Source organism: Streptomyces sp. NPDC046985, from assembly GCF_040644415.1.
Taxonomy (GTDB): Bacteria; Actinomycetota; Actinomycetes; order Streptomycetales; family Streptomycetaceae; genus Streptomyces.
The window spans coordinates 158,308-172,621 of the sequence record NZ_JBEYWK010000010.1; the positions used below are offsets into that span (position 1 = coordinate 158,308).

The following is a 14,314-nucleotide window of genomic DNA, read 5'->3' on the forward strand; positions in this document are numbered from 1 at the left end:
TGTTCTGTTTTCTGTCTTCGCTTCCGGCCGTTCCGGCTCGGTCGCGGCGACAGGAAGAACATTACATGACTGCCGCCGTCATGTGAAATCCGTTCCCCGCACCCCTTGTGAGCTGGGAAAACGTGCGAAACGTCGGCTGTCGGGGCAGGTGCGGGGGCGGGGGCCGTCGGGGGTGGGAACGGCGAAACCCCGGTCCTCGGGACCGGGGTTTCGGTGATCACGCGCGGAGGCGGAGGGATTTGAACCCTCGATGGGCTTTAAGGCCCAAACCGCATTAGCAGTGCGGCGCCATAGACCGGACTAGGCGACGCCTCCAGCACAACCGCTCACGCCAGCGCGCGAGTGGTGCGTGCAGATGATGACACACACGAGCGGGGCGCCACCAATCGCTCCCCACGGTACTAGGCGGGCAGTGCCCAGGGCAAAGCCCTTCCTCTCGCGTCGGCGGCGGGCTCGGCGGCTGTCCGTGTGACGCTCCGGCGGCGGCCGCAACGTTTGACGGCGGCCGGCGTTAGTGCGGACATGGTGCAGCTCAGCTCACGTCTCCCGCGCCGCTCCCTGCGGCAGCTCCTGCTCGGCGTCTCCGCCTCCGCCCTCGCGTTCACGGCGCTGTCCGCCGCGCCCGCCGACGCCTCCGCCGGCGCCCCCGCCGCCACTTCCTCCGCCGGCGCACCCGCCACCACTGCCTCCCACGCCTCCCACGCCTCCGCCGCAGCCGTCGGCGCCTCCGTCGCGCCGCCGCCGGTGCGCGACGAGGACCGGGACGGCGATCACCTCACCCTCACCGTGCGGCACGCGGGCGCCAGCCGGGACGGGACGTACCACCTCTTCTGCCACCCCAGCGGCGGGACGCACCCGTACCCGCGGCGCGCCTGCGCCACGCTCGACCGGAACACGGTGTGGGGGCGCGACACCTTCGCGCGCGTGCCGCAGGGCAGCTTCTGCACCCAGCAGTACGGAGGCCCGGCCACCGCCCACGTCACCGGGACCTGGGCCGGGCGGCCGGTCGACGCGCGCTACGACCGCCGCAACGGCTGCGAGATCGCCCGCTGGGACCGGCTCGTGCCGTTCCTCCCCGACCTCGGCCCCCACCTCGGGCCCGTGGGTTTCCCGCCGTCCGGCTTCCCCGCGCAGATCTTCGACCCGGCGCGCAGGGGGAGTGCCCGGGGCCGGTGAAGGTCGTGCGGAGGGCGTACGACGCGGAACCGCGCGGTCACGAGCCCGGCGCCGCCTCGTCGTGCGACCTCCCTCTCATCCGGCGCCGCGTGCGCGACCCCAGCGCTTAGACTCGCTCGCGTGACACGCCGCGGGGCGGTTGGCAAGATGGCACCCGCGGTCGGTAAGGTGCGGTAACAGGGAGGAAGCGTCTCGTGAGCAGCAGGCCATCCCGAGGCGCTGCTCGCCTCGCTGCCATACTCGACGCGCTGCCCGACGCATTGCTGCTGGTAAACGCCAACGGCACCGTGGTCAACGCCAACACCATCGCCCTGGAGGCGTTCGAGACGCCGGGCACGGCCCTGGTGGGGCGCGGGCTGCTCGACCTGCTGCCGCAGTTCGACTCCCAGCTCATCCCCGGCTCCATGCGCCGCCCCGGCCACATCGACCCGCCCGGACGGACCAAGCCGACCCGGATGGTCGCGCGGCGCACCGACGGCGCCGAGTTCCCGGTCGAGGTCACCAGCGCCAACCTGGAGGACGGCCAGCAGGCCTACGACGGCCACGGCTACACCGGCGACGAACTGCTGATGCTGGTGGTGCGCGACCTGTCCGGCACCGTCGACACCGAGGCCGAGCTGGCCCGTTCGCAGCGGCAGACCGAGATGATCCTGCGCGCCGCCTCCGAGGGCGTCGTGGGCACCGACACCGACGGGCGGGTCGTGCTCGTCAACCCCGCCGCCGCGCAGATCCTGGGCTACCGGGCGGGCGAGCTGGGCGGCCGGGAGCTGCACACCCTCGTCCTCCACTCACGCGGGGACGGCGCGCCGTTCCCCTACGACGAGTCGCCGCTCGCCGACACCCTGCGCTCCGGGCGCAAGCACCGGGTGCGCGGGCAGGTGCTGTGGTCCAAGGCCGGCGACAAGGTGCCCGTCGACCTCACCACCGCGCCGGTGCGCGACGGCGACCAGCTCGTCGGCGCCGTGATGACCTTCGCCGACCGGCGCCCCTACGACGCGCTCACCGACGAGAGGGACGCCGCCGAGCAGCGGCACGCGCAGGAGCTGGAGCAGCTCGCCGAGGAGCACGCCTCCGACCTGACCGCGCTGCGCCAGCGGCAGGTCGCCGCGGTCGAGGAGCTGACCGAGGGGCACACCGAGGAACTCGCCGCGCACGAGGACCGGTACGCCGCGCTCGGCGAGCGGGAGAAGGACCGTTATGAGGCGCTCGCCGCCCGGCACGAGCAGTTGCTGACCCTGCTCGGCGGCTCGCTGCGCGGGCCCCTGGACCAACTGCGCCGCGAGCTGGCCGCCCTCGCCGCCGACGACGCCGGTCAGCTCTGGCCGGAGGCCAACCAGGTCCTGCACCATCTGTCGGCCGGTTACTCGCGGATCACCACCCTCATCGACAACGTCCTCGGCTACCAGCGCCTCGACACCGGCGGCGAGCAGATCACCCGGACCAAGGCGATGCTCGACGCCGTCGTGGCCGCCGGGATCGACGGGGCCGTCGAACTCGTCGGGCCCGGCCGGGTGCAGTTCGCCGTGCACGCGCCGCCCATCGAGGCCGAGGTGGATCCGCAGCGCCTCGCCACCGCGCTCGCGCACCTCGTCGCCGACGTGGCCGGCGTCGACTCGACCGGCAACGCGCCGGTGTCGACCGGCGGTTACATGGACAGCACCGTCGTGGTGGCGGCGGCGCAGCGCGGCGAGGCGGTCCGTATCGAGGTACGCGGGCCGTACGCCGGGGGAGACCCGGTGCACCAACCGATCGTGCGCGGGATCGTCCGGGCGCACGGCGGCGTGCTCCAGACCCACGAGGTGCCCGGCATGAGCGGTACGGCCTACGTCCTGGACGTGCCGATCGGCGCCGGGGCCGGGACCGTGGGCGCCGCCGGGTACGGCCACGCGCCGCTCGCCGTCGAGGGGCCGGGCGCGGGCTCAGGCGCCGGTGCGGGTGCGGCGCCTGGCGTGGGGGCGGAACTGGCCGTCGTCGGCGACCTGGGCGCGGGCGCCGGTGCGGCGCCCGGCGCGGGCGTCTCCGCCGAGGTCGCGCTGCCCGCCCAGGCTTCGGGCGGCGGGCGCAGGCGGGCCCGGCGGGGCTCCACCGACGCGTTCCTGGACGGCGAGGGCGACGCTCCGGGCGCCGACGCCTCGGCCGCCGACTCCCAGGCCACTCCTACGGGGCGGCGCAGGCGCCGTGCCGCCGAAGAGGCGGCGCAGGCTGCGGCGCCGGACGCGGCGGTCGAGGACGCCGAAGGGTCCGGCGGGACCGGGCGGCGGCGCGGACGGCCCGCCGAGGACGCGAGCGTGACCGAGGGTGTGGCCGAGGGCGCGGTGGTCACCGCGGCCGAGCACGCGGCCGGAGCGGCGGCCTCCGGATCCGGCCTCGGCGGCACGGTGCCGCCCCAGGGAGTGCCCGCAGGCGGCACGGTGCCCCCCCAGGGCGTGCCCGCGCTGAGTGGACGGCGGGCCCGGCGGGACACGGGCGAGGCCCCGGCACTCCCCGCCGCGCTGCCCGCGGCGCCGGAGTCGGCGGACTCCGGCGACGGCTTCGCCCCCGTGCCCGGCCAGCAGCCCACCGGGCGCCGCAGGCGTGCGCTGGCGGCCGCGACCGAGCGCGCCGCCGCGCAAGAGGCCGCTCCCCGTACGGTGTTCGCCCTGCCGCCCGCCGACGCGGACCGGTCCACGGGGGCGCACGCGTCTACGTCCCCGCCCGCGCCCTCGTCCATGGGCGAGTCGGGGGCCGACGCCGTGATCCAGCCGCAGCCCCAGCTCCAGCCCCGACCGCAGTCCCGGCCCCGATCGCAGTCTCAGCCGCAGTCCGCGTCGGCACCCCAAGGCGAGGTTCAGCCGGGCGCCCGGGTCCCGTCCGCGTCAGAGGTGCAGGCCGCGGCGCCGTCAGCGCGTCAGGCGGCGGGCGTGCCGCGCCAAGCCCCGGGTCCGGGGGCGGAGGCTGCCGGCGGCGCCGCTGCGGGGCGGCACGAGGCCGTGCCTCACAGCCAGGACGACGATCACACTCCGCCGCAGCCGCATCCGGTGAGCGCGCCGACGGGTCGGCGCCGACGGGCGGTGGCCCAGGAGGGCGGCGTTCCGGCGCCCGCGCAAGGCGGGCCGCTCGGCCCCGTGCCGCCCCCGGGCGCCCAGGGCCCGGCGGCCGCCGCTCGCCCCCTCCCGCAGGGGGGCGCTCCCGCCCCCGCCGGTCCGGTGGCGCCGGGCGCGGCGGCCCCCCAGCCGTGGTCCGGTGACGCGTCCGCCGCGCCCGGCCCCGGCGCCCCCGTGCCTCCGCATGGTCCGGCTGCATCTCCGGCGCCTGCGACTCCCCCGGCTTCCGCGACTCCCGGCGCTCCCGCCGCCGCACCGGCCGCCGCCGTACCGCCCGCCACCGCGCCGCCGTCGGGCGTTCCGGCGCCCCCGAGCGGCGGCCTCGGTGCGCCCGTCCCGCCGGGCGGCCCCAGCGCCCCCCAGCCGCCGGACGCCTCCGCACCCCGTGCGCCCGGGGCCCCCGTTCCCCCGCCGCGGGGTTCGGCCCCGCAGCCACCGGCCCCCGGCCAGGCCCTCGCGGCCGGTCCCGCCTCCGCCACGGCGCCGGGGGCGGCGCCGCAGGGCGTCCCGGCGACCGGCGCCCCGCTCCCGCCCGAGCAGGGCGCCGTTCCCGCGCTCGGACAGCCCCCGGCCGCGCCCAAGCCGGCCCCGGGTTCGCCCGCCGCTCCCCGCGGCGCGCGGCCCGGCCCGGCCGCGCGGCCCGCGCAGGTCCCGGCCCCGCGGGCGGCTCAGCCGCTGCCCGCCGAGGCGAGTGCGTCGGCCGACACCGAGTCCACGCAGGGCGGCCGGGCGTTCAGCGTGCGCACGCTCGGCCAGGGCGTGCCGTTCAGCCGCCAGGCCGCTCACGTGCAGCAGCCGACGGCCACACCGCCGCACGGGACCAACGGCTCCGGCCGCCGCCGTAAGCTCGGCACCCCGCCGGACCCGGCCGCCGTACGTCCCGGACAGGCCGCCGCGCAGGCGCCCGCGAGCAGCACGCCCGCAGGCGCCGCGCGCCCCGCCGCCCCCGCCGCGTCCCCGGCGCAGCCCACGCCCCCCGCCGGGCAGCCCCGCCGGGCCCAGGCGAACCACACAAGCCAGGCAAACCAGGTGAACGACGGTCCGGGCCGGTCCTACGCCATAGGAGCACCGGACGAGAACGCCGCGGAGGGCCCCGAACCGCTGGACGGTCCGGGCGGCGCCGTGGAGGTCGCGGACATGCCGCGCCCCCAGCCCCTGGACGACGAACTGCCGCCGGAGCCGCTGGACAACCCGCGCCGGCTGCTGGTCTGGCCCGCGCCGGACGCCACCACCCAGCAGGCGCTGAGCGACCGCGGCTACCGGCCCGTGATCGTGCACTCGCGCGAGGAGGTCGCCGCCCAGATCGCGGCGTTCCCGGCCGCGCTGTTCGTCGACCCGCTGACCGGCCCGATCACACGCACCGCGCTACAGGCGCTGCGGCAGGCGGCGGTCGCCGCGGAGGTGCCGGTGCTGGTGACGGCCGGACTAGGACAGGCGAGCCGGGAGGCGGCCTACGGCGCCGATCCCGCCGTCCTGCTGAAGGCGCTGGCGCCGCGGGACAGCGAGCAGCATCCGCCGCGGGTCCTGCTGATCGAGGAGCACGCGGAGATCGCGCTGGCCCTGACCGCGACGCTGGAGCGGCGCGGCATGCAGGTGGCGCGGGCCGCGAGCGACAACGACGCGGTGGCGCTCGCGGGGCAGTTCCGGCCCAACCTGGTCGTGATGGACCTGATGCAGGTGCACCGCCGACGCGCCGGGATCCTGGACTGGCTGCGCGCCAACGGGCAGCTCAACCGCACGCCGCTCGTCGTCTACACCGCCGCCGTCGACCAGGCCGACCTGCCGCGGCTGGCCTCCGGCGAGACGGTGCTGTTCCTCGCCGAACGGTCCACCAGCGGCGAGGTGCAGACCCGCATCGTGGACCTGCTGGCCCGCATCGGCACCAACTGACGCCTTGGTCCTGTGACCGGCTGGGACGGACACCCGCGCCGGCGACTCGGTGAGTCGTACGGGCGCCGGGTGACCGTCCCCGTACCGGTGACCGTCCCGTAGCGGTCGTCGGCGGATGCCGGCCACCGCCCGCAACCGTCTCCGCCCCGCACCGGCGGCACCGGTACGGGGCGGAGACGGGCGGCGCGGCGCCGGTCGGATGCGGGCGCCGCGGCGACCGGTCAGAGCTGGGTGACGTCCAGGCCCCCCTCGGCGTAACGCCTGCGCAGCACCTTCTTGTCGAACTTGCCGACGCTGGTCTTCGGCACCGCCTCGACGATCGTCCAGCGCTCCGGGAGCTGCCACTTGGCGATCTTCCCCTCCTCCGCGAGGAAGGTGCGCAGGCTCGCGAAGTCGGCGGTGGCGCCTGCCCGGAGGACGACCGTGGCCAGCGGGCGCTCGCCCCACTTGTCGTCGGGGACGGCGACGACGGCCGCCTCGGCGACGTCCGGGTGGGACATCAGGGCGTTCTCCAGGTCGACCGAGGAGATCCACTCACCGCCGGACTTGATGACGTCCTTGGCGCGGTCGGTGAGGGTGAGGAAGCCGTCCGGGCTGATGGTGCCCACGTCTCCCGTCCTCAGCCAGCCGTCCTCGCTGAACTTGTCGTCAGGGCGCAGCAGTTCGGCGTCGGGACCGTTGTAGTAGGCGCCGGCGATCCACGGGCCGCGGACCTCCAGCTCACCCGCCGACTCGCCGTCCCAGGGCATGCGTTCGCCGCCGGGGCCGGTCAGCCGGGCCTCGACTCCGGCCGCGAAGCGGCCCTGGGTGAGGCGGTAGCCGAACTCCTCGTCGGTGCCCGCCGCGTGCGCCGGCGGCCTGGCCACCGTGCCGAGCGGGGAGGTCTCCGTCATGCCCCAGGCGTGGCAGACCCGCATGCCGAGCGCGTCGAACGCCCGCATCAGGGAGGGCGGGCAGGCCGAACCGCCGATGGTGACCTGGGTGAGGGAGGAGACGTCGCGGGGGCGGGCGGTCAGTTCGGCGAGCAGGCCCTGCCAGATGGTGGGGACGGCGGCCGCGTGCGTGGGCCGCTCGCGTTCGATCATCTCGGCCAGCGGGGCGGGCTGGAGGAACCGGTCCGGCATCAGCATGTTGACGCCGGTCATGAAGGTGGCGTGCGGCAGGCCCCAGGCGTTGACGTGGAACTGGGGGACGACGACGAGGGTGGTGTCCTGGTCGGTGAGGCCCATGGACTCGGTCATGTTGACCTGCATGGAGTGCAGATAGATCGAACGGTGGCTGTAGACCACGCCCTTGGGGTCGCCGGTGGTGCCGGAGGTGTAGCACATGGCGGCGGCCTGGCGTTCGTCCAGCTCGGGCCAGTCGTAGGAGGCCGGCTTGTCCGCGATCAATTCCTCGTACTCGTGCACGCGGGCGGTGGCGCCGTCGAGCGGGGAGCGGTCGCCGGGGCCGGAGACGACGATGTGCTCGACGGTCTTGAGCTTCGGCAGCAGCGGGGCGAGCAGCGGGATCAGCGAGCCGTTGACGATGATCACGCGGTCGGCCGCGTGGCCGACGATCCAGGTGAGCTGCTCGGCGGGCAGCCGCAGGTTCAGGGTGTGCAGGACCGCGCCCATGGCGGGGACGGCGAAGTACGCCTCCACGTGCTCGGCGTTGTTCCACATGAACGTGGCGACCCGGTCGTCGCCGCGGACGCCGAGGTCGTCACGCAGCGCGTTCGCCAGTCGCACCGCGCGAGCGCCCGCCTCGGCGAAGCTGCGCCGCTGCGGCTCGCCCTCCCCGGTCCAGGTGATGATCTGGGACCGTCCGTGCACACGCATTCCGTGGTCGAGGATGCGGGTGACGGTCAGCGGTACGTCCTGCATGGTGCTCAGCACGGCGTCGTCCTTCCGGAGCGGCATGGCCTACGCGGTGGTAGGGGCTGCGCCGATTCTGCGCACATACCGCTCGGTATGTCACTAGGGCCGGGCGATCGATCACGTCACTCCGCCGGGGGCCGCTCCGGGGCGCCGTGAACAGGCCCCTCAGCGCACCCGTCCGAGGCCAGGGTCCTCGCGCAGCTTGCCGAGCGCCCGGGAGACCGCCGACTTCACCGTGCCCACGGAGACGCCGAGCACCTCCGCCGTCTGGATCTCGGAGAGATCCTCGTAGTACCGCAGGACGACCATCGCGCGCTGCCGGGCGGGCAGCCGCAGCACAGCGCGCCACATGGCGTCGCGCAGGGCCTGCTGCTCCGCGGGGTCCGGCGCGCCGGCCTCCGGGTCCGGCTCGGGCAGCTCCTCGCAACTGAACTCGTCGACCCTGCGCTTGCGCCACTGCGAGGTGCGGGTGTTCAGCAGGGCGCGGCGGACGTAGCCGTCGAGCGCCCGGTGGTCCTCGATCCGCTCCCAGGCGGCGTACGTCTTGGCGAGCGCGGTCTGCAACAGGTCCTCGGCGTCGCTCGGGTTCGCGGTCAGCGACCGGGCGGCGCGCAGCAGCACCGGCTGGCGGGCCCGCACGTACGAGGTGAACGACGGATACGCCCGGCTCGGCGCCGCCGGGGCGGCGGCGGCCGAGGCGCCGGTGCAGACGGGTGCGGTCATGGCTCCACGCTAGGAGCGCCGCCCGTGGCGGCGGATCGCCCGGAGGTCCTGAAGCGGAGTCCGCCTCAAGTCGGAGGGGCGGGGCCGCCCGCACCTCCTGAAGGTGGACGAGGAGGGCGGGGCGCACCGGGGTTCCGCCCTGGGGGCTTGGCCTGAGCGGGTCCGCCTTCGGGCTCTCCTGGACGCGCTTGGGGGAACTGTCCGGGGCGACGGCGGCGCCCGCACGAGGGGGCGCCGTCGCGGTCCCGGTCCGCGCGGGGGGCATCCGAGCACCGCCGCGCGGACGTGTGACGCATGCCCCTGCAAGCACACCCGGTGCGGAGATGCCGATAAACCCCTTTCACCACCCATTCCATCCCTGAGCTTTCCCGAGGCCCGTGCGCGGCGGCCCGCACCGCCGACGCCCATCGGCACCCCCCGGGCGATCCGCCAGGCGCCCCAAGAGCGGAAGCGTTCCGGCAACTCCCGCCGGAGAGCGCCCGGCGCGGACGCCCCATTCCCGCACCCGCCCGGCGCGCGGACACCGCCCTCTTCCGATCATCGAACAAAGGTACGAAAATGAAAGTATGGCCACCATCGGCCGGCAGGCCACGACCCCGGCCCTCGCCCACGCGCTGTCAGCCGCCGAGCGCGGCCTGGCCGTGCTCCCCCTGTCCCGGACGAAGCTCCCGGCCCTGCGCTCCCCGCACCGCGGCGACCCCGGCTACGGCCCCTCCCAGGCGCCCTGCCACGGCGAGTGCGGCCACCCCGGCCACGGCGTGTACGACGCCTCCGCCGACCCCGCCCGCATCCGGGCGCTGTTCGCCGCCGCCCCCTGGGCCACCGGCTACGGCATCGCCTGCGGCCGGCCCCCGCATCACCTGATCGGCGTAGACCTGGACACCAAGACCGGCACGGACTCCTCGGCGGCCCTGCGTGAGATCGCCCTGCGCCACCTGTTCACGATCCCTCCTACCCTCGTCGTCATGACTCCCAGCGGCGGCCGCCACCTGTGGCTGAGCGGGCCGCCGGGCGTGGCCGTCCCCAACTCGGCCGGCCGGCTGGCACCGGGCATCGACATCCGCGGCGCGGGCGGCTACCTGGTCGGCCCCGGCTCCCGCTCGGACCACGGCGCGTACGCCGTCGCTCCCGGCACCGCGCACCTCGCGCCGGCGCCCTGCCCGAGGGCCCTGCTGCGGCTGCTGCTCCCGCCGCCCGCCGCGGCGCACCGCTCCGGCCCCTCGCGAGCGGCCCGGGACGGCCACGGCCTGGTGCGGTTCGTCCGCGGCGCCCACGAGGGCCAGCGCAACACCTGCCTGTTCTGGGCGGCCTGCCGCGCCTACGAGAGCGGCATCGGCCCCGCCCTCGTCGACCCCCTCGTCGACGCGGCCAGAGCCGCCGGCCTCACCGAACGCGAGGCCCGCGCGACCATCGCCTCAGCGGCCCGCCTGACCGCTCGGGACCGCTGAGGGGACGGGACGCCCGGCGATGAGCGACCAGGACGGGGACGACCGGGACGGGGCGAACGGGACGAGCCGCCAGCGACAGGGCCATCAGCCACAGTGCGATCTGCGACAGCGCGACAGGCGATAGCGCGACAGGCGATGGCGCGACCGGCGAGGGGGCCACCGGCGGTGGGGGCCACTGGCGGTGGGGCCGAAAATCATGATCGCCCGTCAGCCCACGCGCCTAAGCTGCGCCGACATGACGACACCACCGGACGAGAGCATCCGCCCCTTCCGCGTCGCGATCCCCGACAGCGCGCTGGACGACCTGCACGAGCGCCTCGACCGCACCCGCTGGCCGGACGAACTGCCGGGCGCCGGCTGGGACTACGGCGTACCGCGCGACTATCTGCGGGAGCTGGCGCGGTACTGGCGGCACGCGTACGACTGGCGAGCGGCGGAGGCGCGCCTGAACCAGTGGCCGCAGTTCACGACCACGATCGACGGCGCCCACGTCCACTTCGCGCACATCCGCTCCCCCGAACCGGACGCCACGCCTCTGATCGTCACGCACGGCTGGCCGGGGTCCATCGTCGAGTTCGAGCGGATCGCCGGCCCGCTCACCGACCCCCGGGCGCACGGCGCCGACCCGTCCGACGCCTTCCACCTGGTCCTGCCGAGCATCCCCGGCTTCGGATTCTCCGGCCCCACCCCCGAGAGGGGCTGGGAGTACCGCCGGGTCGCGGCCGCCTTCGCCGAGCTGATGCGCCGCCTGGGCTACGACCGCTACGGGGCCCAGGGCGGCGACTACGGAGCGGCCGTCTCCCGCGAGCTGGGCCGCATCCGCCCCGACCGCGTGATCGGCGTCCACCTGAACCTGATCCCCGACGCCGGGGCGACGACCGAGCCGACCGAGCGGGAACTCGCCGCCCTCAGCCCCGCGGAACGGGAGCGCACCCGGGCCTCCTGGGAGCGGATGCGGGCGTGGAGCCGCGACCAGCAGGGCTACGCCGACATCCAGTCCACCCGCCCGCAGACCCTCGCCTACGCGCTCACCGACTCGCCCGTCGGCCAACTCGTCTGGATCGCGGAGAAGTTCAAGGAGTGGACCGACTCCTCCGACCAGCCCGAGGACGCCGTCGACCGGGACCGTCTCCTGACCAACGTGACGCTGTACTGGTTGACCGGGACCGCCGGCTCCTCCGCCCGCATGTACTACGAGCGCCGCCACGCCGCCTACTGGGGACAGCCGCCCGCCCCCTCGAAGACCCCCACGGCGTTCGCCGCGTTCCCGCGGGAGAACTTCATCGCCCTGCGCCACATCGCCGAACGCACCGACCGCATCGTCCGCTGGACGGAGTTCGACCGAGGAGGCCACTTCGCCGCGATGGAAGAGCCCGACCTGCTGGTCCCGGACATCAGGTCCTTCTTCCGCGAGTTGCGCGACGGGAGCGCTTCCTGACGGAACCGGCGCCCCGGGGACGGCGCCTGCCTCGTCGAGCCTCCCGACAGGATCTCTGAAGACCTCACCGGACCTTTCCCTGACCTCTCCGGACGGCTGCGGATCTGTGCGGACCTCTGCGGAGGCAGTCGTCGGAGCGAGGAACTCCGGATCCCTGCACGGCATCCACAGGCTTCCCGTTCCTTATCCGAGGTGGGTACCTTTGGCGGAGGATCCGGTAAGGCCGCGTACGCGCCAGCCGCAGGCTCGTTGAACCCATGGGCAGCAGGAGCATCGGGAGTCTCATTGTCCAACGCTCAGTGGGAACCGCGGCATCATGCCATCATCACGGTGGACATCGAAGGGTTCAATTCGTCCACGCGTACGGATCCCATCCGCGCCGGACTGCGTCGCGATCTCGAAAAGATCATCGAGTCCGCGATCGAGGCCATGCCTCAGCCGGACCCGCTCGCAGCGCAGGGCGACACGGGGGACGGCAAGTGGCTGCTTTTCAGGTCCGACCTCCAGAAGACGGCATTGCTCCAGTCTTTCACCCCCACCCTGGAAGCAGGAATTCGCCACCACAACCGTACGGCCAGCGTGGCGGCGACACTCAGACTGCGAGTGGGAGTTCACCACGGCGAGGTGACCGTCGAGGACTCCAGCTATTCCGGCGAGCAACTGAACCACGCTTTCCGCATCATCGAGAACGACGTGGTGCGCAACGTCCTGCGGAACTCACGCAATGACGTCGTGGTCGCCGTGTCGGACGACTTCTTCTTGAAGATCATCAAGCCCGGCTACGGATCGCTGGAACCAGACGACTACTCGCCCGTCATGGTGGAAGCCAAAGAGACGTCGACTGTCGTCTGGATAGCATCCCTTCAGAAGAGCGAGCAGCCGTCTGCCTCCTCCGACGGAAGCAGGTCTCCCTCGTTCCCCGCACCAGCTCTGAGCGTCTCCTCCTCCCCCGAGGTGATCACGCTCCACGATCTCCCGCCCACGAGCCTGTATGTAGCCATCACGGACATTCACAACGAGAGTCTTTATCGACGCCGGTTCCCGGAGGCGCCGGTGGAACAGCATGTCGAGACCGCGCTCCTTCTCGCCGACAAGGTGGTGCTGCACTGTGCCGACGCCTATCGCTCGAAGCGGGTGGCGGACCTCCTGCACGAGTACCAGGCGTGCATCTCAGCCGGTGACCTGCTGTTCCTTCTGGGTGAGAACACGCACAATCCGAGGGCCCATTTCCGCAACTACATCGACTACAAGATCCAGCAGTACGGAAAATCTGACCTGGGGCAGCGCGACGCCGCGTCCCTGGTGAACGTCGACCCGGATGCGGCTAATCGCACGGAAGAGTTATTGGCCTTAAGCCCGTACGCGCTCATTCGCGGATTCTCCGGGGCCGACTGCTTCATCAGGGCGGTCAAGCAGGACTTCCAACCGTCTGAACCCCTCACCATTCGCGAGCACTTCTCAGCCAGTATCGTCCTCAACCAGCTCAACGTCACCATTCGACAACTGCTCGACCTCACGCACCAGACCAGCCACGGAGAGACCACCCGTGTGGTCGCCGATGCCGTGGCAGTGGGGCACCTCCAGTCCGAAGTCACCCGACTCGCCAGTCATAACTCATGCTCACGCCAGATCCTCATGGAGGCGATCAGACAGGCGACGGGAATCAGAGAACACGACGCCCTCCACGAAGCCTTCGAGGAGAGAGTCAGCATCCTCCATCTCTTCGGCACCACCGGCGGACTCGCGCACACCGAGGTGACGAGCCGCAGAGACCGCCGAAGCCCTTACTACTACGCACATCTGCTGGAGCATCTGAGCGTCCTGTCCGAGACGCCGCATCCTCCTCGCTTCGGACCGAAACTCGTCATGGAACTGCGGTCTCTGCCGAGTTGGAGCCACTTTGCGGCTTATCATATCCGTCTGGTCGATCATCTCATGCATCGCACGAACAAAGAACCCGGGATAGGCGACCTGGAACCAGGGTTCACCTGGACCCGGCGTATTCCTGAGTTCGAGCCCATCAGAACAGCGGTGCGACGCCATTGGGAGACGAGGGACCATTGATGAGGGTATTCGAAAAGTTCGCCGACGCGTGGCTTTCCTGCTTAGGCGATGTCTGGACCCACGGCAGCGACGTCACCGACGACGGCGTCTTCCTGCGCGAACGCCTGAACGTCAGCCTTTCAGCGCGCACCTGCGACCGGAGAGATTTCGTCGCAGCGGGCGCTGATGAGCGTCGCATCGATCTCATGCTCAGGAAGTACACGTCTCTTGAGCCGGTCGAGCCGTACGAGACCAGTTACGGCCGGTTGTTCCGCCGCCACATGGACGTTAATCAGATTGATTGGCTGATCGGGCGACTCAGAGCCAAGACGCACACGAAATCGGCTACCATCGGCTTCCATGCGCCGGGGAGCGATGCGTTGAGTTGCATCTCCCTCATGGACTGCAAGATCAGAGACGGCGCCCTGTCCCTCACCGCTGTTTACCGCAGCCAGAACATCTTGGCCAGTCAGCCTGGCAACGTCTGCGCCCTGCGTGATTTTCAGCAGGAGATCGCGCACGCAGTAGCGGCCGGTGTGGGCGCGCTGACTCTCCACATACTGTCGGCGCACATATACCAGCACGACTGGGATGCCACCCAAGAGCTCATCGGCGCACGTCAGCGAAGTGGGATGAATGTCTTATGAAGCGGAG

7 protein-coding genes, 1 tRNA gene and 1 pseudogene are annotated in these 14,314 nt (G+C 73.0%); 6 read left to right on the plus strand and 3 right to left on the minus strand.

From position 1 onward, the window contains the following. Positions 1 to 224: 224 nt before the first annotated feature. Positions 225 to 315 (minus strand) — tRNA-Ser (locus ABZ861_RS15575). Positions 316 to 522: 207 nt separating this feature from the next. On the opposite strand from ABZ861_RS15575, the pseudogene ABZ861_RS15580 reads away from it, so the two are divergent. Both ABZ861_RS15580 and ABZ861_RS15585 read left to right on the plus strand, forming a co-directional pair. After that, positions 523 to 1,086, plus strand: a pseudogene (locus ABZ861_RS15580) (SSI family serine proteinase inhibitor); the annotation flags it as partial. 284 nt (positions 1,087 to 1,370) lie between these two features. Beyond that, a complete protein-coding gene (locus ABZ861_RS15585) occupies positions 1,371 to 6,149 on the plus strand; it encodes a PAS domain-containing protein (protein ID WP_361629684.1) in 4,779 nt (1,592 codons plus the stop codon). 221 nt (positions 6,150 to 6,370) lie between these two features. Here ABZ861_RS15585 and ABZ861_RS15590 read toward each other — a convergent pair whose 3' ends face one another. Then, positions 6,371 to 8,026: a long-chain fatty acid--CoA ligase gene (locus ABZ861_RS15590; protein ID WP_361629687.1), complete on the minus strand. Its 1,656-nt coding sequence runs from the start codon at positions 8,024 to 8,026 to the stop codon at positions 6,371 to 6,373. Between the two features lie 147 nt (positions 8,027 to 8,173). Beyond that, positions 8,174 to 8,731, minus strand: coding sequence for a SigE family RNA polymerase sigma factor (locus ABZ861_RS15595; protein ID WP_361629690.1), 558 nt, complete (start codon positions 8,729 to 8,731; stop codon positions 8,174 to 8,176). A gap of 566 nt (positions 8,732 to 9,297) precedes the next feature. Here ABZ861_RS15595 and ABZ861_RS15600 point away from each other — a divergent pair. The 4 genes from ABZ861_RS15600 (at position 9,298) to ABZ861_RS15615 (ending at position 14,307) form a co-directional block, all read left to right on the plus strand. After that, complete coding sequence (locus ABZ861_RS15600; RefSeq protein ID WP_361629693.1) at positions 9,298 to 10,179, plus strand: bifunctional DNA primase/polymerase; 882 nt, start codon at positions 9,298 to 9,300, stop codon at positions 10,177 to 10,179. 235 nt (positions 10,180 to 10,414) lie between these two features. Continuing rightward, positions 10,415 to 11,617 carry an epoxide hydrolase gene (locus tag ABZ861_RS15605; protein ID WP_361629696.1) on the plus strand — a complete coding sequence of 401 codons (1,203 nt, stop codon included), beginning with the start codon at positions 10,415 to 10,417 and terminating at the stop codon, positions 11,615 to 11,617. Positions 11,618 to 11,902: 285 nt separating this feature from the next. Then, positions 11,903 to 13,681, plus strand: coding sequence for a hypothetical protein (locus tag ABZ861_RS15610; RefSeq protein ID WP_361629699.1), 1,779 nt, complete (start codon positions 11,903 to 11,905; stop codon positions 13,679 to 13,681). Then, complete coding sequence (locus ABZ861_RS15615) at positions 13,681 to 14,307, plus strand: thymidylate synthase (protein WP_361629702.1); 627 nt, start codon at positions 13,681 to 13,683, stop codon at positions 14,305 to 14,307. Before ABZ861_RS15610 ends, ABZ861_RS15615 begins: the two co-directional genes overlap by 1 nt. Positions 14,308 to 14,314: the final 7 nt, after the last annotated feature.

What these genes read in the sequence shown, in the direction of transcription:
- ABZ861_RS15595 (WP_361629690.1), bottom strand. Translation starts at nt 8,731, where the DNA reads ATGACCGCACCCGTCTGCACCGGCGCCTCGGCCGCCGCCGCCCCGGCG.
- ABZ861_RS15600 (WP_361629693.1), top strand. Translation starts at nt 9,298, where the DNA reads ATGGCCACCATCGGCCGGCAGGCCACGACCCCGGCCCTCGCCCACGCG.
- ABZ861_RS15605 (WP_361629696.1), top strand. Translation starts at nt 10,415, where the DNA reads ATGACGACACCACCGGACGAGAGCATCCGCCCCTTCCGCGTCGCGATC.
- ABZ861_RS15615 (WP_361629702.1), top strand. Translation starts at nt 13,681, where the DNA reads ATGAGGGTATTCGAAAAGTTCGCCGACGCGTGGCTTTCCTGCTTAGGC.